The organism is Mycobacterium sp. ML4, assembly GCF_054515735.1.
Window position 1 is genome coordinate 75,119 of the sequence record NZ_JBTNSY010000021.1, and the last position, 19,812, is coordinate 94,930.

Sequence of the window (19,812 nt, forward strand, 5' to 3'; positions counted from 1 at the left end):
CGGCGCATGAACATTCCCGACCGTCAGCGGGCGATGGTGATGAACGGACCCGGTATCGCGCCGGTGGCCGAGGACCGACCAATCGGCGAACCCGGGGCGGGACAGGTGCTTGTCAAGGTCAACGCCTCGAGCCTGAACTTCCACGACAACATCAATCTGATGGGGCTGCTGCCCGGTCCCTGGCCCCGGGTGCCGATGACCGACGGGGCGGGCGAGGTGGTGGCAGTAGGCCCCGGCGTCGACGGGATGCACGTCGGGCAACGCGTCATGGGCGCGTTCACCCCGTGCTGGCAGGACGGGCCGCCGACGCCGGAAGGCAAGCGCGAGGTGCCGGGCGACACCTGCGACGGGTGGCTGCAGCAATACCGCGTCGCCGACGTCACCGGACTGGTCCCGACCCCGGATCACCTCAGCGACATCGAAGCGGCGACGATTCCGTGCGCGGCGGTCACGGCATGGGCCGCTCTTGTTGAGGCCGGGATCGGAGCCGGCGACGTGGTTGCGACCCAGGGCACCGGCGGTGTATCGCTTTTCGCGGTTCAGCTGGCCCAGACACTGGGCGCCACCACCATCTTGACGTCATCCTCGGACGACAAGCTCAAAGTCGGATCGGATTTGGGCGCAACGCATCTCATCAACTATCGCACCACCCCGGGTTGGGACGTGGAGGTCAAGCGCCGCACCGACGGTCGCGGGGCCGATCTGGTCTTGGAACTTGGCGGGCCCGCCACGTTCGCGCAGTCGCTGCACGCGACGCGGATGGGTGGCACGATCGCCGTCATCGGCGTGCTCAGCGGATTCGATACCACGCCCATTGCGGTCAGTGAGGTGATGCTGAACAACCTGCGGGTCATCGGCATCACCGTCGGCAGTGTGCGCACCCACCGTGAAGCGTGCGAAGTGATCGCGAAGTCCGGGATCGAGCCGCATATCAGCCACGTTTTCGGCTGGGAAGATCTCGGGGAGGCGCTGCGCGTGATGCGGGCCGGCGAACATGTGGGCAAGATCGCGCTCACCATCCCGTGACCCCCGAGCCGCCGTACTTCGACCTGGGCAGCTACCACCGCCGGGTCGAAACCGTTGCCCCGCAAGCGCAAACTTGGTTCGATCGCGGCCTGATATGGGCTTATGCCTTCAATCACGAAGAAGCGATTTGCTGCTTCGATCGCGCCCTCGACCATGATCCTGATCTGGCCATCGCGCGGTGGGGAATCGCTTATTCGCTGGGGCCCAACTACAACAAGGCGTGGGAGGCTTTCGATCCGGTTGATCTGGCGTCCTCGCTGTCCCGCGCCCGTGCCGAACTCGCCCTGGCCACCCAAGGCCGGGCCAGCACCGTGGAGCAGGGACTGATTGCCGCCCTGCAAACCCGCTTCCCCGCCGACGACGTGGACGCCGGGTGTCATGCCTACGCCGACGCGATGGCGGCGCTGGCTGCCGCATACCCGGACGATATCGACGTGCAAGCCCTGGCTGCCGACGCACTCGTCAACGTTACGGCGTGGGCGCTTTGGGACACCGCCACCGGCGAGCCCGCCGCGGGCTCACGCGTGCTGGATGCCCGTCGGATGTTGGAGCAGGCGCTGACGCGACCCGAGGGTCGCAAACATCCGGGCATTCTGCACCTGTACCTGCACACCATGGAGATGTCAGGGACCCCGGAGGTGGCCCTGCCGGCCGCCGACCTGCTGCGCGGCCTGCTGCCTGACGCCGGGCACCTGCAACACATGCCCAGCCACATCGACGTGCTCTGCGGTGACTACCGGGGTTCGGTGCAGGCGAACCGCGCTGCGGTGCAAGCAGACCGGCGCTTCGTCAGCCGCGAGGGCGCGCTGAACTTCTACTCCTTGTATCGAGCGCACGACCTGCACTTCATCGTGTATTCGGCAATGTTCCAAGGACAGTCGCGCATGGCCCTCGATGCCGCCGACGAGCTTGCCGCGCAGCTGACACCAGAGTTGCTCGCCATCCAGTCCCCGCCGATGGCCGACTGGCTGGAGGCGTTCGTGCCGTTGCGGACCCACGTGCTGCTGCGATTCGGCCGGTGGGATGAGCTGGTCGCGCAACCACTTCCGGCCGACAGCGACCTGTACTGCACCACTGCGACGACGATTCATTACGGGCGTGGCGTCGCGTTTGCGGCGACCGGGCAACTCTCCCGGGCGCATGCTGAGCGCGCCGCTTTCGACGAGGCGTACGCGCGGATCCCAGACTCCCGGAAGCTGTTCAACAACACCAGCCGCGACATCCTCGAGGTGGCGGCCGCCATGCTCGATGGTGAGATCGCCTATCGTGAAGGATCTTTCGAGGAGGCATTCCGGCACTTGCGGCGTGCGGTCGAGCTCGACGACACGCTGCCCTACGACGAGCCGTGGGGCTGGATGCAACCCACCAGGCATGCTTACGGCGCGCTGCTGCTCGAGCAGAATCACGTCGAAGAGGCGGCCGCGGTGTATGCCGCCGATCTCGGGCTGGATCCCACGCTGGCGCGGTGTTGCCAGCATCCGGGCAATGTGTGGAGCCTGCACGGCTATCACGAGTGTCTGCAGCGACTGGGGCGCAAGACTGAGGCGGTGATCATCGGGCAACAACTCGCGCTGGCCGCCGCGCGTGCCGACGTGCCGATTCGCGCGTCCTGCGCGTGTCGGCTCGACGTCGCGCCCTGCTGTGACGAATGAATTGACAGTCAACTCACAGCGACGACCTCCGGCAAAGGTGATCTCCCATATGTGCAGGCCACCAGTCCAACATGACGGGAGGTTGGCGGCGCTGCGGCTAAAGTACTGCGCATGTCAGAGGACTCGGCGCGCAACTTCGTTTCACTGCCGGAAGGGTCGCAAAACCCGCTGTCCGCACCGGTCGGCCGGCTGCTGATCACCGGCGTCGACGCCGCGGGCCGGTCGTGCGCGGTGCAGGACGGCCCGGTCACGCTGGACGGTTTCCCGGGCTTCGAGGGCATCCTGTTCTCCGTGCTCTATGCGACGCCGTCTGCCCCCGCGATCGCCCCCGGCGGCCGGGGCGCCGACACCCTGGACCTAGGGGTTCCGCCCGGCGCCATCAACTGGAAGATCATCGATTACCGCCCGGGCGTGGCCTTTTCGATGCACCACACCGACACCGTGGACCTCGATCTCGTGCTGTCGGGCTCGGTCGACCTGATACTGGATGACGGGGCCCACCCTCTGGAAGCTGGCGACACCGCAGTCGTCACCGGCGTCGATCACGCCTGGTGCACCGGGCCCGATGGGTGCCGGCTCTCGGTCATGTCGGTCGGGGTATCAGCGGAGACCGGGTCCACCGCCACGTAGCTCGAACTCATCGCAGGGGTCTGAGACAGCGGATCCACGGGTTCGCCGTCGACGAGCAGATTGCGGTTCACGCCGAAGACCTGCGGCGCCGCCGCGCCCTGCGGGTCGAAGACCCGCGACCCCCAGCCGTGCGCCATCACGACGAGCCCGCGGCGGGGCCGGTCGCTCAGTGCGGCCCGCACCTCGACCGCGTCGACGGGGGAGTGCACCCGCACCAGGTCGCCGTCTGCGATGCCGAGATCGGCCGCGTCGGCGGGGTGGATGAGCACGACGCTGCCCTTGCCGCCGGGGTGTAGGCCGGGCAATTCGTTCAGAAAAGAGTTCATCGAATGACGGTGGCGGCGGTTGCCGAGCTGGAACGGGTACTCGCCCGGGGCCTCGGGAGGCGGTGTGGCGAGCAGTTCGCGGGCGCGGGCCACCAGCGCGGCGGGTGCGATGTGCACTCGCTTGTCAGGGGTACGTAGCGCGTCCTTGAAGTGGCCGTATTCCCGGGGGCCGAGCACCATGCCGTGCTCGTTGGCAACCACATCGCGCCATTTCAGCTTGCGGCCGTTGACCTTTCGTGACATGGCGATCAGCAGTCGGTTGATCCAGCGGGGGGAGAATTCCAGTGCCGGGCGACGGGTGACGCGCGCCAGCCGCCGGGTCGCCTTGATGAACGCATTGACGCCCTTGATGCCGAACAGCGGGAGCTCCATGGCCAGGGTCAGGTCGACGAAAATCCGCCACGCCTCGTGCGCCGCCGCCGGTGGTTCGACCGCCCGCCGCCCGTATTGCAAGTACGGCTCGTCGTGCAGACTGCTGGTCAGCGCGAGCAGGTCATCGCGCTCGAGCCAGTGCACCGCGGGCAGCAACCAGTGCGCATGGCGGTGGCTTTCGCGCTGGACCATGTCGATGGCCACCAATAGGTCGAGCTGGGCCAGGGCCTGATCCAGGGCAGACCCGTGCGGACCCGAGATCACCGGGTTGCCGGCATTGATCAGCAGGGCACGGATTTGTCCGGGGCCGGGCGTGGTGATCTGAGCCGGTAGTTCGCTCAGCGCGTGCACGCCCGCCACCATCGGGCGGCCGGTCAGCCGGCTGCGATGATCCGATGGCTTGATGGCGGCGGCCAGCTTCATCGCGTCCAGATAGCCGGGTTCGAACCGTCGGCCGCCGGGGCGGTCCATGCGTCCGGTGATGACGTTGAGTACCTGGCCGAGCCATTCACCCACCGTGCCGGACAGGTGCAGTGACACGCCGGTCCGCGTCACCGCCATGGCGGCTGGTGCGGTCGCGAATCTTCTTGCGACAGTCTCGATTTGCCGGCGCGGGACATCGCACCGCAGCGCCAGGTCGTCCAGATCGGATTCGGCGGCCAGCGCTCGAAGGGCCGTCATGCCGGTGGTCAGGTGCGTGCAGTCGATGACGTGTTCGAGGCGTTCGTCGAGAATGACCTTGACCATCGCCAACAGCAGCGCCCAGTCCTGGCCCGGACGCACCGCGATGTGGACGTCGGCTTTGTCGGCGGATTCGCTGCGCAGCGGATCGACGACGACGATCGTGGCACCCAGCCGTTGCCGGGCCAGCGCACGCTGCCATCCACCGGGCACGCTTTCCAGCCAGTTCCAGGCGCTCACCGCGGGATTGGCGCCGACGAGCAGAAAGTAGTCGCAGTGATCGATGTCCGAGACGGGCACCATGATCGACGACCCGTACATCGCCTCCGCCGCGACATGCACCGCGTTCTGATCGACCGAGCCGACCGCGTAACGGTTCTGGGTACCCACCGCATCCAGCCAGCCGTTCATGAACATCAGATTCGACGACGAGTATCCCGCCGGGTTGCCGTAATAGGCGCCGATGGCATCGGGGCCGTCCGCCTCGATCAATGCCGTCATCCGCGCGGCGATGTCCGAAATGGCCTCGTCCCAGGTTGATTCGACATATCCGTCGGCTACCCGCCGCATCGGGGTGAGGATGCGGCGTGGGTGTTCGACGAGTTGGGCGGCATTGCGTCCCTTGGCGCAGAAATCCTGCCAGCTGTGCGGGTTCTGCTTGTCCGCCGAGATCTTGCGCACCCGGTTGTTTTCCACGCTGACCTCAATGCCGCACGAGGCCAGGCAGTAGCGGCAGAAGGTGAACACCGTGTGCGCGTCACCCGAGGGTTGTCCCATGGTCCTTTTGTACAGCACTATCGACGTTACAATCGGCCCTGCAACTGTATCGCGATGCAGATGGGGGCGACATGGCTGATGCACCGTCGGAACTGATCGACGCACGTATCGCAGAACTGGGTGACTGGCGTGGCGAGAAACTCGCGCACATCCGGAAGCTGATCAAGCAGGCAGACCCGGACGTCGTCGAAGAATGGAAATGGCGGGGTGTCCCGGTGTGGTACCACGACGGAATGATCTGCACCGGCGAGACCTACAAAAACGTGGTCAAGGTGACCTTCGCCAAAGGTGCTGCGCTGCAAGACCCCTCCGGCATGTTCAACTCCAGTCTGGACGGAAACACACGTCGCGCAATCGATTTCCACGAGGAAGACACGATCGACGACGAGGCGCTGAAGGCGCTCATTCGAGATGCCGTAGCGCGGAACGTGTCGAAGAAGGCCCGAAAGTGAGTGGCCAGCCGCGAGACATCCGAGAGCTGCTCGACGACCCCGACGCCTACCGGGACGAGTTGCAACGCCGCTGGACCGGTCTGCTCAGCTACCGGTACATCGGGCGCAACCACTCGTCGATGAACCTCGGCGAGGTCGACAACACGGTGACGATCCGCCGCGACATGCGCAACGAAGCCGGCGGAATCATGGTTGCGCCACTTGCCATCTCATCGCCGGAGGGTTGTCAGACCGACATGGTGGCGGTGCCCAACCCGGTGATCGCCTCGGTCCAGATCGTGGATCCCGGCTACGACGTCACCCGCATCGAGATCGTGGATTCCGGCATCGTCCACCAGGGTCGCACGATGGGCTACGGGCGGTGCAAGATCGTGGACGCCGACAACCCGGATCGGGTGATCGCCTTCGACGAGGGGCAGGGCGCGATCATCGGCATCCCGCCGGAAGGCCCTGACCGGATGGATGTTTCGGGTACCGAGCTCGTCATCGAGGACTACCCGAGTTGCCGCCATTATGGGAGGCTTTCGGGGCAGCCAAGCGGAAGGACGGGCACTGGGTGTTGCCGGCGTTGAGTGCCGAATACGCCTCGCCCGATGCGGCGCTGCACATCGGGCCGCAACACGTTGTGCTAGAGACGGCGGCGATCGACCTTGGCACCGAGGTGGCGGGGAGGCGCCGGCTGCAGGTCATCAGCTGGCATGTGATGTTCATGTCACATGGCAAAGTGGGCCCGTTCCGAGTGGAGGGCTCGGCCTACCCCGGCGGCGACGGACGGATCGGAGTGCGCATGCTGCTGCACGACGAGGGCAATGCCGACAAGGCGGTCACGTCGGCCGCGGCGGTGTTCGACGTCGTCGGCTGACCGCCGTCGCTGCCGGCGAACCGCGCCGAGTGTGAATCGCACGACGTGACACGCCGACGAAGTGTCGCGGTATTCCCACTCGGCGTCCGGGGAGTCAGACCGCGGTCAGCGCACCTTTCTCGGCCCGCTGCTCGCTCGGCTTCGGCCAGGGGGAGGGGACGGGGCGTTGACGCACGCGTTGCGGCCACCAGAACCACTTACCCAGCAGCGCGGCGATCGACGGCGTCATGAGTGATCGGACGATCAGGGTATCGAACAGCAGACCCAAACCGATCGTCGTGCCGACCTGTCCGATCACAATGAGCTCGCTGACCGCCATTGTCATCATCGTGAAGGCGAACACCAGCCCCGCCGAGGTGACCACCGATCCGGTGCCGCCCATGGCCCGGATGATGCCGGTGTTCAGTCCGGCGTGGATCTCCTCTTTGAACCGCGACACCAGCAGCAGGTTGTAGTCCGCCCCGACCGCGAGCAGGATGATCACTGACATCGCGAGCACCATCCAGTGCAGCTCGATGCCGATCAGGTGTTGCCAGATTAGCACCGAAAGCCCGAAAGACGCGCCCAGCGAAAGTAATACCGTGCCTACGATCACCGCCGAGGCCACCACGCTTCGGGTGAGGATCAGCATGATGATGAAAATCAGGCACATCGAGGCGATTCCGGCGATCAGCAGGTCGTAGTTGCTGCCGTCCTGCATGTCCTTGAAAGTGGCCGCGGTCCCGCCGAGCAGAATCTTGGACCCCTCCATCGGAGTGCCCTTGAGCGCCTCGTAGGTGGCCTTCTTGATCGCGTCGATATGCGAAATGCCTTCTGCCGACATCGGATCGCCGTCGTGGCTGATGATGAAGCGCACGGCGTGGCCGTCGGGGGAGATGAAGTTCTTCATACCCTTCTTGAACTCAGGGTTGTCGAACGTCTCCGGCGGCAGATAGAACGAGTCGTCGTTCCTGGACGCGTCGAATGCCCGGCCCATGGCCGAGGAGTCGCGCTGCGCCCGCTGCTGCTGCTCCAGCAGACCCTTCTGGGTCGAATACATGCTCAGCATCATGGTTTTCATGTTCTTCATGTTCTGGATCATCTCGGGCATGAGCGCCACCATCTTCGGCATCAGGGTGTCGAGGTGATCCATCACGGGCAGCAGGCTCTGGATGTCGTCGGTCAATTTGTCGATGCCGTCGAGGGCGTCAAACACCGACCGCAACGAAAAGCACACCGGAATGTCGTAGCAGTGCTTCTCCCAGTAGAAGTAGGAGCGGATGGGCCGGAAGAAGTCTTCGAAATCCGCCATGTGGTTCCGCAATTCGGCGACGTCGATCGTCATCGCGTGCATCTTGCCGACCATCACGTGCATTTCGTTGGCCATCTGCGCGGTGATGCTCTGCATCTGCTCCATGCTGTTGATGGTCGTCTGCATCTCGTCCGACTGCTTGAGCATGTCGGCGATCTGATCTTCCTGATACTTCTGCGTCATCTGCTGGGACACGCCCTGCATGCTGATCTGGAACGGGATCGACGTGTGCTCGATCGGCTTACCCTCGGGCCGGGTGATCGCCTGCACCCGACTGATTCCGGGCACCCGGAAGATGGCCTTGGCGATCTTGTCGATGACCAGGAAGTCCGCGGAGTTGCGCAGATCGTGATCACTTTCGATCATCAGCAGCTCGGGATTCATCCGCGCCTTGGAGAAGTGCCGATCCGCGGCCGCGTAGCCGGCGTTGGCCGGAAGGTCGGACGGCAGGTAGTTGCGGTCGTTGTAATTGGTTCGGTACCCCGGCAGCGTGAGTAGGCCGACAAGCGCGATGCCGATCGTCATGACCAGGATCGGGCCGGGCCACCGCACGACCGCGGCACCGATCTTACGCCAGCCGCGAATTCGCTGCGCACGCTTAGGCTCCAGGGTCTGGCGGAAGCGCGATGCCACGGCGATGACCGCGGGGCCCAGCGTCAGGGCCGCGAGCACCACCACGACCATGCCGATGGCGAGCGGGATGCCGAGCGTCTGGAAGTAAGGCAGGTTGGTGAAGTGCAGGCAGAAAGTGGCGCCGGCGATGGTCATGCCCGACCCGAGTACGACGTGCGCCGTGCCGTGGAACATGGTGTAGTACGCGTCTTCTCGCGATTCGCCGACCGCCCTGGCCTCTTGATATCGACCGATGAGGAAGATCGCGTAGTCGGTTGCGGCCGCGATGGCCAACGTCACCAACAGGTTCGTGGCGAACGTGGAGAGTCCGATGATCTGGTGGTAGCCGAGGAACGCGACCACACCGCGGGCCGCGGCCAGCTCGAACACCACCATCCCCAGCGTGAGCAGCACCGTGACGATGGACCGGTAGACCATGAGCAGCATAGCGATGATCACGACGAAGGTCACGGCCGTGATGAGTTGCAGGCTGCGGTCACCCGCCAGGTGCTGGTCGGCCTCCATGGCTGAGGGGCCGGTGACGTAGGCCTTAACCCCGCTGGGCGGTGTGGCCCCCTTAACGATGTTTTGGACGGCCTCGACCGAGTCGTTGGCCTTCGTCTCGCCCATGTTTCCGACGAGATAGACCTGGACGTAGGCGGCCTTGCCGTCGTTGCTTTGCGCTCCGGCCCCGGTAAGCGGGTCGCTCCAGAAGTCCTGGACGTGCTCGACGTGCTGCTTGTCGGCCTCAAGCTTGCGGACGATCTGGTCGTAATAGGCATGCGCGTCAGCGCCCAGCGGGTTCTGGCCTTCCAGCACGATCATCACCGAGCTGTTGGACTTGTACTCCTTGAACACCTCGCCGACGCGCTTGGTCGCGATCACAGATTGTGCGTCGTCGGGGCTCATCGAGACCGAACGCAACTTGCCGACCTCGTCGAGTTGCGGGACCACGACGTTGAGGACCGCGATCAGTGCGATCCAGCCGATGATGACGGGCACCGCGAACTTCCGTAGGAAGCGCGGGATCGCCGGGCGGGCCGCGTGTTTGGGGATGGGAGCGGTGTCGGCGTTGTCGGGCCGCGTGTCCTCGAGGGTCGTGCTCATGCTGATTTCACCAGGCAGGAGGTCAGGGCGTGCACGCCGTTGGTTATTTTCTCATCCTTGACTTCGTCGTCGACGGTGATGCGACAGCCGAGGTAATCACCGTCGGATTGCGCCGAGATGTTGGGGAACACCGATGGCGCGGTGGTGGTCAGGACCAGCGTCCAGGGCAGCGGCGCGTCGTCGAGACGCCGCGGCTCCGCGCTCAGATCCAGGTAGTTCACGTTGGCGTGGGTTGCAGAGCCGAAAATCTCGTACTTGACGACTTTGGGCTTGAACGGCTTTGAATCGTCCACCTTCGGGCTGGTCAAAGTGTCCGCGTTCTCGGCGGTGAAGAATGACTTGACCCGGTGCACTGTGAATCCGCCGATCGCCACCACGGCCACGATCAGCAGCGGCAGCCAGGCGTTGCGCACCATCTTCGCCGCCTGCACCTACGCGACCCCTTCCCGGCCAGGCAGTCCTGTTCCGGTCTGCGGGTTCGGGTTGCGCTGTGCCGCAGGACAATCGGACAGCATAGGCCGTGGCGGCGCCCCCTGCGGCGCAAAATGGCCCGGCATGAGGCGGGCGGGAGGCTCGGTCAACCGAGGCTTAGTCGAGTTCCGCCACCGGACCATGGATACATAATCTGCACTTTTTGCAGATCATGCAAGTTCATGTGTTTTCCGTCACGCCCGTCAATTAGTGAAAATGCTGTTGACCAGCGCGGCGGCCCGCTCGACATAGGGCATCGGCGTGTCGTCGGCATCCTCGGGTTTGCCACTGGACCAGCGCTCGATGCCCGAACGCACGGCCGTCAACGCCAACGCGGAGATCAGCGCCGGAATTTCGTCATCGGACGGCAAGCCCTGGCGTTTGGCAACGATGTCGGTCAAATGCTTCTCGAACCGTTCCAGCTCGGCCAGGAACGCCGCCAGCACCGCGGGGATGGTGTCGGCCAGTTCAAGCATGCAAACGGCCTGTTCACGCTGTGGGGGCATATCGCGCAGATGGTGCGCAGCCAGCGTGATCAGCTCGGCCAGTACCACGGAGTACGGGGCGGGCCCGGCGGCGACAAACTCCTCTGCCAGCTCGGTCGGCAGGTCCGACGGGCCGTAGGCGATGGCCGCCTCCTTGTTCGGGAAGTAGTTGAAGAACGTGCGGGTCGAGATGCCTGCCTGGGCGCAGATCTCCTCAATGGTGACCTTGTCCCAGCCTCGTGCCTGAGCAAGGCGCACAGCGGCTCCGCGGATGTCCGCACTCGTCTGGCGGCGGCGGCGCTCGCGCAGGCCCAACTGATTCGCCATGCTCACATATTTGCACAAGCTGCACACTTTGCAGTCAAATCGAGCGCGTCAGCGTTTGCCCCAGTCCCACGGCGGTGTCGTCAGCAAACTCTGTCCAGTGATGCGCGTCTCGCCGAAATCCTTATACAGCTCGATCTCCGTCGAGGCGGCGGAGAGAGCCTCGCGCAGCGCACTGGAATGGGTGACCACCACGACCTGGGTGTGCTCGGCTGCCACGCAGATCAGTCCCGCGAGTGGATCGACCAGGCTCGGGTGCAACGATGTCTCGGGCTCGTTGAGCACCATCAGCGGCGGCCGCTGGGGGCTGAGAAGCGCGGCCGCCCATAGCAGGAATCGCAATGTGCCGTCGGACAATTCGGCTGCGCGCAGCGGGCGCAACATGCCACGCTGCTGCAGTTGCAGGTCGAACAGACCATTGTTGACATCGACGGTGAGTGTGGCGCCGTCGAACGCTTCGGCGACGATTCGGCTCAGGTCGTCGAATCCCGCTTCGATGATCGTCTGGATCGCCGCCGCGAGATCCCGGCCGTCGTCAGAGAGCACGGGAGTTCGGGTGCCCACCTGTGGTAGCCGGGCGGGAGCGGCGGCGTCGACGCGGAATCCGTCGTAGAACCGCCAGCCTCGCAGCCGTTCCCGCACGGCTGCGAGTTCTGGAAGTGCTTGCGGATGTGCGTATTCGGTGAGGACGCTGCGATAGGAAGGGAGTGTTCGGCACAACTCGTCGAAGCCGGAATCGCTACTGATTTCTGCGAATTCGCGGGTGCGGCGCACCATGGTGGTGGCGCGCCGAAGCACCGGACCGGCGAATATCACCTCGCGTTTGATCTCCGGATCCTGCGAGAATGCCGATTGGATGCCCGCCATCTGCGGTATGCCGAGATCGACGACATAGCCGAAATCGTCTGCGGCGAAACCGAGTTCGAGCGACAGCGGACGGGTGCGGGCGGTGCCCTGAGCCTTGCCGCCCCGCCGGGCTCCGCCGAGTTGCTCCGGTCCGGCCCACAGCACTGATTCCAGTCCGCCCTCGCGGGCCAGCGAGCCGATGACCTCGCCGCGTCCGCAGTCGGCCAACAGGCGCAGCGCCCGATACACCGACGATTTGCCGGTGCCGTTGGCTCCGGTGATGACAGACAACCGGCCCAGTGGGAGCACGATCTCGCGCAGCGAGCGGTAGCCGCGCACGGCGATCGTCTGCAGCATGGAGGTGACTTTATCGGTGGGGGGTGACAGGGGTGGAACTAGCGCTGAGCAACAAATGCGCCTTGGCTAAGCGCCGTTACGTCCCGGTGTGATCGAAGATTGTGGTGCCGACTCCGGCTGGGCTGTAGCTGATGTAAATCGGTTGCTGCGAGAAGGGCCGGTACCCGGTATTCATCAAGCCCGACGAGATGACCGTGGGCTGATAGGAGGCGGTGTTGAACGAGTACAGCAAATTACCGTTAGGACTGTCGTAGACGCGGATCGTCGTATTGGGCGGAAGGCTGCCGGCGCCGCCGATCACCCACGAGGGAATGGTTCCGTTTACGCCGCCCGAATCGATGATCGAGGGGACGGTTTGGACGGGACCGTTGTCGACCCGTACGTAAAGGTTACTGATGGGCGCCCCGGTAATTGGGATGTTGTCGTTCGGCGTCGGCAGCAGCGAGCTGGGACCGAATTGCAGCTGCTGCGCAGGCATGTTGATCAGTACGCCCTGGTTCAGGTCGCCCGGTAGAGCCTGTGTCGGAATGCTGGGACCAGGACCCACGGCGTTCGGTCCCAGACCCAGAACCCCGTCCACTCCAGCCGAAGCGAAGTAAGCGTCGAACGGGGTGGTGAACGGATTCTTCAGGAATTCGGTGAAGTATGCGTTGATGGCGAATGGAGAGGTGGGGATTGACAAAAGGACCACGTTGACGCTGGTAGGTGCGGTGACTATGCCATTTCCGAAATCGATTGTTGTGGGATAGGTGGCATAGAGGTACGTCAATCCGCCGCTGTAGGCGCTGATGTTGAATCCGGTCGGGAGGCCCATACGGAGCATTCCGAGCGGGCCGCCAACGTCCGCCATCTGGACGACGAGGCCTTTGGATCCGGTGTCAACCAGAATTGGCGCGTTACCGCCGCCATTGACCGAGATGTTGACGACCGGTTCTGTGCCGGCAACGGTGGGCATCGGGATGGTCCTGCCGTCCAATCCCGCACCGCTGTGGCCAGCGACACCCCACAACAGGCCGCCGGTGCCACCGGGTCCCCCGTTAGCGAATGGCGCCCCGGCTCCACCGGTGCCGCCATTGCCGATCAAGCCGGCCGGACCGCCAGCGCCGCCCCCGGTCGGTGAGGAATAGCCGTTGCCGCCGCTCCCGTACAGCAGCCCACCGGCCCCGCCGTTGGGCGACGCGGCGGTGCCCGGCGCTCCGTCGCCGATCAGCGGACGTCCCAGCAGCAACTGGGTAGGCGCATTGATCACGCTCAAAACAGGGTCAAGCACGGACGCGGCCGTCGCCTCCGCACTCGCATACGAACCGGCCGAAGTACCCAGCAGCGATACGAACTGCTGCTGGAACGCACTGAGTTGCGTGTTGATCGACTGGTATTCCTGGCCGAACCCGGCGAACAGCGCCGCGATGGCAGCCGAGACTTCATCCGCTGCGGCGGCCGCAACCCCGGTGGTGGGTAGGGCAGCCGCGGCGTTGGCCGCGCTCAGCGATGAGCCGATGTGCTCGAGATCCGCTGCAGCCGACGCGACCCAGTCAGGAGCCACGGCTAGAAAGGACACGTCGCCCCCTATGCGTCAGTCATCGGTGTGTGCGCCAAGCGTATCGACTTCCCAGCTCCGCAGCCGGGCTTTCCCGATACCGGTTCGTCATTACATCGCATACTCACACGGATTGGCCGCTGTCGCAGCGCGAGTCGGCACTACAGGGCCGCGAGAATCGCCTCCACGCGGTCGCGCGCATCGCCGAAGAGCATCGCGCTGTTCTCCCGGAAGAACAGTGGGTTCTGCACGCCCGCGTAGCCGGAGGCCATCGACCGCTTGAACACGATGACGTTGTCGGCCTCCCACACCGTCAGAACCGGCATGCCGGCGATCGGGCTGCCCGGATCTTCGGCTGCGGCCGGATTGACGGTGTCGTTGGCGCCGATGACGAGGACAACGGCCGTGTCGGGGAAGTCGTCGTTGATCTCGTCCATTTCCAGCACGATGTCGTAGGGCACTTTGGCCTCGGCCAGCAGCACGTTCATGTGGCCGGGCAGGCGGCCGGCGACGGGATGAATCCCGAACCGGACGTTGACGCCGCGGGCACGCAGTTTGCGGGTCAGCTCGGCGACGGCGTTCTGGGCCTGCGCGACAGCCATGCCGTACCCCGGTGTGATGATCACCGAGTCGGCTGATCCCAGCAGTTCGGCGACGCCTTCGGCGGTGATCTCCCGGTGCTCGCCGTAGTCCTTGTCGTCAGCCGGGCCCGCCTCGATGCCGAACCCGCCGGCGATCACGGAGATGAACGAACGGTTCATCGCCTTGCACATGATGTAGGACAGGTACGCACCGGAGGAGCCGACCAGGGCGCCGGTGATGATCAGCAGATCATTGCTCAGCAGGAAGCCGGAGGCGGCGGCGGCCCACCCGGAGTAGCTGTTCAGCATCGACACCACGACGGGCATGTCCCCGCCGCCGATGGAGGCGACCAGGTGCCAGCCGAGCAGCAGCGCGAGCAGGGTCACCGCGGCGAGCAGCCAGATCGTCGGGTTGATCACGAACCACACCGTGAGGGCGGCGAAAACGACCAGCGCGCCGACGTTGAGGAAGTTCTTTCCCGGCAGCATCATCGGCGCCGACTTGATCCGCGCCGATAGTTTGAGGTTGGCCACGATCGAACCGGTGAATGTCACGGCGCCGATGAAGACGCCGATGACGACCTCGGCCGAGTGGATCCCACCCAGGCCCTCCGCACGCAGGGCGGCCGACTCAGCGCCGCCGGGATTGCGCTCGACGAACAGGTAACCGTTCCAGCCCACCAGCACCGCGGCCAGACCGACGAACGAGTGCAGCAGCGCGATCAGTTCCGGCATACCGGTCATCTCGACCACCCGCGCGCGCCACAGGCCGATCGCGGCGCCGATCGCCACCGCACCGGCCAGCAGTGCCACGCCCAAAGACTGGATGTGTCCGTTGATCGCCAGTGCGATGGTCGCGACCAGCGCTACCGCCATGCCGAAGATGCCGAACGTGTTCCCGGCCCGGGATGTTTCGTGCCTGGACAGCCCGGCGAGGGCCAAGATGAAGAGCAAGGCCGCGACGACGTATGCCGCTTTGGCGGCGGTTTCTATCGTGAACAAGGGATGATCCTCCGATTGGGTGCGCAGACTCAGCTGCGGGAGAACATGGCCAGCATGCGTCGCGTCACCGCGAAGCCGCCGAAGATGTTGATGCTGGCCAGCAGGATCGCCGCGCCTGACACCACGGTGATCGCGAGATTCTCCTTACCGATCTGCAGCAGAGCGCCCAGCACGATGATTCCGGAGATCGCGTTGGTCACCGACATCAGTGGGGTGTGCAGCGCGTGATGAACGTGACCGATCACGTAGTAGCCGATGACGATCGCCAGGGCGAAGACCGTCAGGTGCACCTGTAGGGCGGCGGGGGACAGCGCGATGAGGACGAACAGCACCGCGGCGGCGACGAGTGTGGTCGTCAGCCGGCGTCGGGTGGACATCGGTCGTTTGGCCTGCGATTGCTTGGCCGGCGCGGCGGCGGCCGCCGGCACCGCGGGTGTTGCGGAGACCTGCACCGGCGGCGGAGGCCAGGTGGACTCGCCGTCGCGGACGACGGTCATGGACCGCTGCACCACGTCGTCGAAGTTCAGGACGAGCTGCCCGTCCTTTTCCGGCGTCATCAGCTTGAGCAGGTTGACCAGATTCGTGCCGTACAGCTGCGATGACTGTGCGGGCAGGCGTCCGGCCAAATCGGTATAGCCGATGATGGTCACGTCGTTGTCGGTGACGACCAGTTCGTCCTTGACCGTGCCCTGGACGTTGCCCCCGTTGGCGGCGGCCATGTCGACGATGACGCTGCCCGGTTTCATGGCGGCCACCATGTCACCGGTGATGATCCGCGGCGCCGGTTTGCCTGGGATCAGCGCCGTAGTGATGATGATGTCGACGTCTTTGCACTGCTCGGCATACAACTGCGATTCACGGGCCTTATAGTCGTCGCTCATCTCCTTGGCATATCCGGTGGCAGAGACCTCCGCTTCGCTGTCGTCGACCGAAATATATTCGCCGCCAAGGGACTTGACCTGATCAGCGACCTCGGGCCGCGGGTCGGTGGCACGCACGATGGCGCCCAGGCTGCCCGCCGCTCCGATCGCGGAAAGGCCTGCCACCCCCGCGCCGACCACCAGCACCTTGGCGGGCGGGACTTTGCCGGCGGCTGTCACCTGTCCGGTGAAGAAGCGACCGAATGCGTGGGCCGCTTCAATCACGGCGCGGTAGCCGGCGATGTTGGCCATGGAGGACAAGACGTCCAGCGACTGGGCCCGCGAGATGCGTGGCACCGCGTCCATGGCGAGCACGGTGATCTTGCGGGTGGTCAACTTCTCGACCAGTTCGGGGTGCAGGCCGGGGGAGATGAGGCTGACCAGGGTTGCGCCGTCGCGCAGGGCGGCGATCTCGTCGTCGTTGGGTGCGTTCACCTTCAACACGATGTCGGCGCTCCACGCCTGGTCAGAGGGCCCGACATCAGCGCCGGCCTCGACGTAGGCACCGTCCAGAAAGCTTGCGGCGGCACCGGCCTCGGATTCAACGACCACCGAGTAGCCGAGCTTGATGAGCTGCCCGACGGTCTGCGGCGTGGCGGCAACGCGCGTCTCACCGGGGAGAGACTCGCGCGGTATTCCGATGATCACTTGCTTGAAGTCCGTTCAGTCGGTCGAGCGCCAAGGGGTGCGCGTCTGCGTTCACAAATCGCCGCAAAGCCTACGGCACCGGTAGCCAAACCTAAGAAAACGGCTAGGGAGTCCGGCCGTTTCCACGCTCCGGTTAGCCTTGCCATGACCTGGTGCCGACGTCGGGGAGAAGGTGTTGTCTGCGATACCGGTGATCGCGCTCACGGGCCATCTCGGCGCCGGCAAGACGACGTTGCTCAACCACGTGCTGCGTAGCCCGGGTACGCGAGTCGGGGTGATCGTCAACGACTTCGGCGACCTCAACGTCGACGCAGGCCTGGTGGCCGGCCAGATCGACGAGCCGGCGTCGATCGCCGGAGGGTGTATCTGCTGTCTGCCCGACGACGGTGGGCTCGACGATGCACTCGGCAAACTCGCAGACCCGGCACGCCGCCTTGATGCCATCATCGTCGAGGCCAGTGGCCTGGCCGACCCGGTGTCGATCGCGCGGATCATCGGCTTCAGCAAGTTGTCCGGAGTCCGCAGCGGCGGTCTGATCGACATTGTCGACGCCGTAAACCATTTCGACACCGTCGACCGCAGCGACCTGCCTCCGGTGCGTTACGGCGTGGCGTCGCTCGTGGTTGTCAACAAACTCGATCAGGTCCCCGACGATGAGCGGAGCGTGCTGGTAGAGCGCGTCAAACAGCGGGTGGCGCAGCGTAATCCGCGGGTACAGGTAGTGGGCACCACGGCCGGCCGGATCGACCCAGCATTGCTGTTCGACGGGACGCATGAGGATGCTGGGCAACTGTCGTTCCGGGAGTTGTTCGTGGAGACCGATGCCCCACATGAGCATGTCCATGCTGACGCCGTGACCGTCACCAGCACCGGCTGCGTCGATCTCGATGCCGTTTTCGACTTGCTGGAACACCCGCCGGCCGCGGTGTTCCGGCTCAAAGGGGTGGTGGCGATCCGCCACGGCCGGTCGGTCCGGAACTATGTCGTCAACGTGGTGGGAAGCGGCATACATATAGCCAAGGCGCCGCCGCGGGCGGTCGGAAACTGCCTGGTGGCGATCGGGATGTATCTCGACACCGATGTCGTCCGAACCCAACTGCGCGTGGCGCTGCAGCCCACCACCGGCAAGCCGCCTGCGGCGGCGCTGCGGCGGCTTGAGCACTACCGGCGGCTCAGTTGCTGAAATCCGCGAGCCACCGATCGGGCAAGATACCCCCGATGTCTTCTACGCTCGGCGACGTGCTCGCCACCCTGGCGCTCACGCGAGCCGAACCGTGGCTGTTCGTCGGCCGCCAGCTGCCCGCGCCGGCCAACCACATCTTGGGTGGCCACATCGCGGCTCAGGCGTTGCTGGCGGCCAGCTACACCGCTCCCGGCCGCACGCCGCACAGTGTGCACACCTACTTTCTGCGGTCCGGCGATTCGCGCCGGACCGTGGACTTCGAGGTGGTCAATCTTCAAGAGGGACGGACGTTTTCAGCGCGCAGGGTGACTGCCCGGCAAGACGACAAGATCCTGATGGAGGCAATGTCGTCGTTCAAAGTCGCCGATCCCGGCTCGGCTCAGGTCGTCTACCAGCCGCCGTTTCCGCAAGCGCCGGATCCGGAAACGTTGCCCTGGGTAGCATCGCACCTCGCCGAGTCCGACGAGAACACGCGGGGACGCTGGGCCAGCCTGCGCTGGTTCGAGCGACGGGTGGTCCATAGCGAGAACACACCCCCGGCAAGGTCTCTGATGTGGTGGCGACCGGATGGCGATGTTCCCGACGACGCGGTGTTGGCCGCGAGCCTGCTGGCCTACCTGTCGGCCGTCACGTTGACCGAACCGGCATTTGCTGCGTACGGGGGTATCGGCGAGTCGTCTCAACGCGACCACTCGGTCTGGTTTCACTCACCCGCGGTGCTGTCGGACTGGCTTCTCTTGCAACGCTCTTCGCCGAGTAGCGCCGACTCTCTCGCACTGGCGAACGGAACGATGTATAACCGCAACGGCGACCTGGTGTGTACCGTTCGGCAGGAAATGTACTTCGCGTCGCCGCCGGTCTAAGAAGGCAGAATCGCCACATCCGCGCCTATCGTCTCCGCACCGGCCATCAGTTGATCCAACTCGGCTTTGCTGAGGACGTCGCCGGAAAGGACAAGCTCAACCTTCGGCACATTGCCAGCCGCACTCACTCTCACGTCCTCGACCGCGCGGAACGCCTCGGCGAGCGCCACAACTTTGTTCGCGGTCTCGGTGATGTCAGCTGAGCCTTGGCGTGCCGTCGTGATGGCTCGGCCTTCGATGTGTGACCCGCTGAGCAAGGCCGGTGATCTCAGAATTTCCGCCGCTGCGACAAGGAACTCGGCGCACCACATCTCTCCCACCCGGCCAGACCAGTCGGGCAGCGAAGTGCCGGCGGGCGAATTGTCCAGTGCGGCAAGAACTAAGGGTCCCAGGACGTCGCCGAACGTAGCGCCGTATCGCGATTGAAGACCCGTCTTTTCTACAGTCCCTATCCAGGGCCCGAACACCCTCGCCAAGTCCACAGCGCCGCCGTGTTGGGCCGCAAGGTGTTGGCCGACAGCGAGCGGCGCTACCGGTCGGCTCACAACTCCGGCACGCTCCAGCGCCGTCGCACCCTCAGCGGTATTGCGCCGAGCTTCGACTTCGCGGAGGTCAAGTTGACATGACGCCACTCGTCGATAGTCCGAAGCCACCTGTTCCAGGAAAAGCTGTGCTGTCATCGCCGGGTTGGCTCGTTGGTCGGTGAGGGTGCCGTAAGGCAGCAGCGGACGAGAGAAGCGATCGACCCGGTCGAACTGGCCGTCCCAGGCCAGGGATGCGGCTGACACGACGCGAACCATTTCTGAC

15 protein-coding genes and 1 pseudogene are annotated in these 19,812 nt (G+C 65.0%); 7 read left to right on the forward strand and 9 right to left on the reverse strand.

Features of this window, described 5'->3' with window-relative positions:
• Positions 1 to 6 precede the first annotated feature (6 nt).
• The 3 genes from ACX9NE_RS22185 to ACX9NE_RS22195 all read left to right on the forward strand — a co-directional run bounded on the left by ACX9NE_RS22185 (position 7) and on the right by ACX9NE_RS22195 (position 3,308).
• Entirely contained in the window at positions 7 to 1,026 is a 1,020-nt protein-coding gene (locus ACX9NE_RS22185; RefSeq protein WP_459363224.1) for a zinc-dependent alcohol dehydrogenase family protein, read from the forward strand.
• Positions 1,023 to 2,678, forward strand: a complete 1,656-nt coding sequence (locus tag ACX9NE_RS22190) for a hypothetical protein (protein WP_459363225.1) — start codon at positions 1,023 to 1,025, stop codon at positions 2,676 to 2,678. The genes ACX9NE_RS22185 and ACX9NE_RS22190 overlap by 4 nt, the downstream gene beginning before the upstream one ends.
• A 111-nt stretch (positions 2,679 to 2,789) precedes the next feature.
• On the forward strand, positions 2,790 to 3,308 hold the full coding sequence (locus ACX9NE_RS22195) for a cupin domain-containing protein (RefSeq protein ID WP_459363226.1): 519 nt from the start codon (positions 2,790 to 2,792) through the stop codon (positions 3,306 to 3,308).
• On the opposite strand, the gene ACX9NE_RS22200 is transcribed toward ACX9NE_RS22195, so the two are convergent.
• The gene (locus ACX9NE_RS22200) at positions 3,221 to 5,464 is read right to left on the reverse strand and encodes a molybdopterin-containing oxidoreductase family protein (protein WP_459363227.1); all 2,244 of its coding nucleotides are present in this window, start codon (positions 5,462 to 5,464) and stop codon (positions 3,221 to 3,223) included. The genes ACX9NE_RS22195 and ACX9NE_RS22200 overlap by 88 nt on opposite strands.
• 71 nt (positions 5,465 to 5,535) lie before the next feature.
• Here ACX9NE_RS22200 and ACX9NE_RS22205 point away from each other — a divergent pair, with 71 nt between their 5' ends.
• Both ACX9NE_RS22205 and ACX9NE_RS22210 read left to right on the forward strand, forming a co-directional pair.
• A complete protein-coding gene (locus tag ACX9NE_RS22205) occupies positions 5,536 to 5,916 on the forward strand; it encodes a DUF1801 domain-containing protein (protein WP_459363228.1) in 381 nt (126 codons plus the stop codon).
• A pseudogene (locus ACX9NE_RS22210) lies at positions 5,913 to 6,778 on the forward strand (hypothetical protein). Before ACX9NE_RS22205 ends, ACX9NE_RS22210 begins: the two are co-directional and overlap by 4 nt.
• A 94-nt stretch (positions 6,779 to 6,872) precedes the next feature.
• Here the strand turns inward: ACX9NE_RS22210 and ACX9NE_RS22215 are convergent.
• The 7 genes from ACX9NE_RS22215 to ACX9NE_RS22245 all read right to left on the reverse strand — a co-directional run bounded on the left by ACX9NE_RS22215 (position 6,873) and on the right by ACX9NE_RS22245 (position 16,959).
• Positions 6,873 to 9,788: an MMPL/RND family transporter gene (locus tag ACX9NE_RS22215; protein ID WP_459363229.1), complete on the reverse strand. Its 2,916-nt coding sequence runs from the start codon at positions 9,786 to 9,788 to the stop codon at positions 6,873 to 6,875.
• Positions 9,785 to 10,204, reverse strand: a complete 420-nt coding sequence (locus ACX9NE_RS22220) for an MmpS family transport accessory protein (RefSeq protein ID WP_459363247.1) — start codon at positions 10,202 to 10,204, stop codon at positions 9,785 to 9,787. The genes ACX9NE_RS22215 and ACX9NE_RS22220 overlap by 4 nt, the downstream gene beginning before the upstream one ends.
• Positions 10,205 to 10,462: 258 nt before the next feature.
• Positions 10,463 to 11,071, reverse strand: a complete 609-nt coding sequence (locus ACX9NE_RS22225) for a TetR family transcriptional regulator (protein WP_459363230.1) — start codon at positions 11,069 to 11,071, stop codon at positions 10,463 to 10,465.
• A 48-nt stretch (positions 11,072 to 11,119) separates the two neighbouring features.
• Positions 11,120 to 12,271, reverse strand: coding sequence for an AAA family ATPase (locus ACX9NE_RS22230; RefSeq protein WP_459363231.1), 1,152 nt, complete (start codon positions 12,269 to 12,271; stop codon positions 11,120 to 11,122).
• A gap of 76 nt (positions 12,272 to 12,347) precedes the next feature.
• Positions 12,348 to 13,829 carry a PecA family PE domain-processing aspartic protease gene (locus tag ACX9NE_RS22235; protein ID WP_459363232.1) on the reverse strand — a complete coding sequence of 494 codons (1,482 nt, stop codon included), beginning with the start codon at positions 13,827 to 13,829 and terminating at the stop codon, positions 12,348 to 12,350.
• 140 nt (positions 13,830 to 13,969) lie between these two features.
• Positions 13,970 to 15,391, reverse strand: a complete 1,422-nt coding sequence (gene pntB, locus ACX9NE_RS22240) for a Re/Si-specific NAD(P)(+) transhydrogenase subunit beta (RefSeq protein WP_459363233.1) — start codon at positions 15,389 to 15,391, stop codon at positions 13,970 to 13,972.
• A 29-nt stretch (positions 15,392 to 15,420) separates the two neighbouring features.
• Entirely contained in the window at positions 15,421 to 16,959 is a 1,539-nt protein-coding gene (locus ACX9NE_RS22245) for a Re/Si-specific NAD(P)(+) transhydrogenase subunit alpha (protein ID WP_459363234.1), read from the reverse strand.
• A 175-nt stretch (positions 16,960 to 17,134) separates the two neighbouring features.
• On the opposite strand from ACX9NE_RS22245, the gene ACX9NE_RS22250 reads away from it, so the two are divergent.
• Positions 17,135 to 18,142, forward strand: coding sequence for a CobW family GTP-binding protein (locus ACX9NE_RS22250; protein WP_459363235.1), 1,008 nt, complete (start codon positions 17,135 to 17,137; stop codon positions 18,140 to 18,142).
• Positions 18,143 to 18,177: 35 nt separating this feature from the next.
• Positions 18,178 to 19,005 (forward strand): acyl-CoA thioesterase, encoded by an 828-nt coding sequence (locus ACX9NE_RS22255; protein ID WP_459363236.1) that lies wholly within the window; start codon positions 18,178 to 18,180, stop codon positions 19,003 to 19,005.
• Here the strand turns inward: ACX9NE_RS22255 and ACX9NE_RS22260 are convergent.
• Entirely contained in the window at positions 19,002 to 19,793 is a 792-nt protein-coding gene (locus ACX9NE_RS22260; RefSeq protein ID WP_459363237.1) for a hypothetical protein, read from the reverse strand. The genes ACX9NE_RS22255 and ACX9NE_RS22260 overlap by 4 nt on opposite strands.
• Positions 19,794 to 19,812 lie beyond the last annotated feature (19 nt).

Excerpts from the sequence above, each read along its gene's own strand:
- ACX9NE_RS22185 (WP_459363224.1), top strand. The coding sequence starts at position 7 with ATGAACATTCCCGACCGTCAGCGGGCGATGGTGATGAACGGACCCGGT.
- ACX9NE_RS22195 (WP_459363226.1), top strand. The coding sequence starts at position 2,790 with ATGTCAGAGGACTCGGCGCGCAACTTCGTTTCACTGCCGGAAGGGTCG.
- ACX9NE_RS22200 (WP_459363227.1), bottom strand. The coding sequence starts at position 5,464 with ATGGGACAACCCTCGGGTGACGCGCACACGGTGTTCACCTTCTGCCGC.
- ACX9NE_RS22205 (WP_459363228.1), top strand. The coding sequence starts at position 5,536 with ATGGCTGATGCACCGTCGGAACTGATCGACGCACGTATCGCAGAACTG.
- ACX9NE_RS22215 (WP_459363229.1), bottom strand. The coding sequence starts at position 9,788 with ATGAGCACGACCCTCGAGGACACGCGGCCCGACAACGCCGACACCGCT.
- ACX9NE_RS22220 (WP_459363247.1), bottom strand. The coding sequence starts at position 10,204 with ATGGTGCGCAACGCCTGGCTGCCGCTGCTGATCGTGGCCGTGGTGGCG.
- ACX9NE_RS22225 (WP_459363230.1), bottom strand. The coding sequence starts at position 11,071 with ATGGCGAATCAGTTGGGCCTGCGCGAGCGCCGCCGCCGCCAGACGAGT.
- ACX9NE_RS22230 (WP_459363231.1), bottom strand. The coding sequence starts at position 12,271 with ATGCTGCAGACGATCGCCGTGCGCGGCTACCGCTCGCTGCGCGAGATC.
- ACX9NE_RS22255 (WP_459363236.1), top strand. The coding sequence starts at position 18,178 with ATGTCTTCTACGCTCGGCGACGTGCTCGCCACCCTGGCGCTCACGCGA.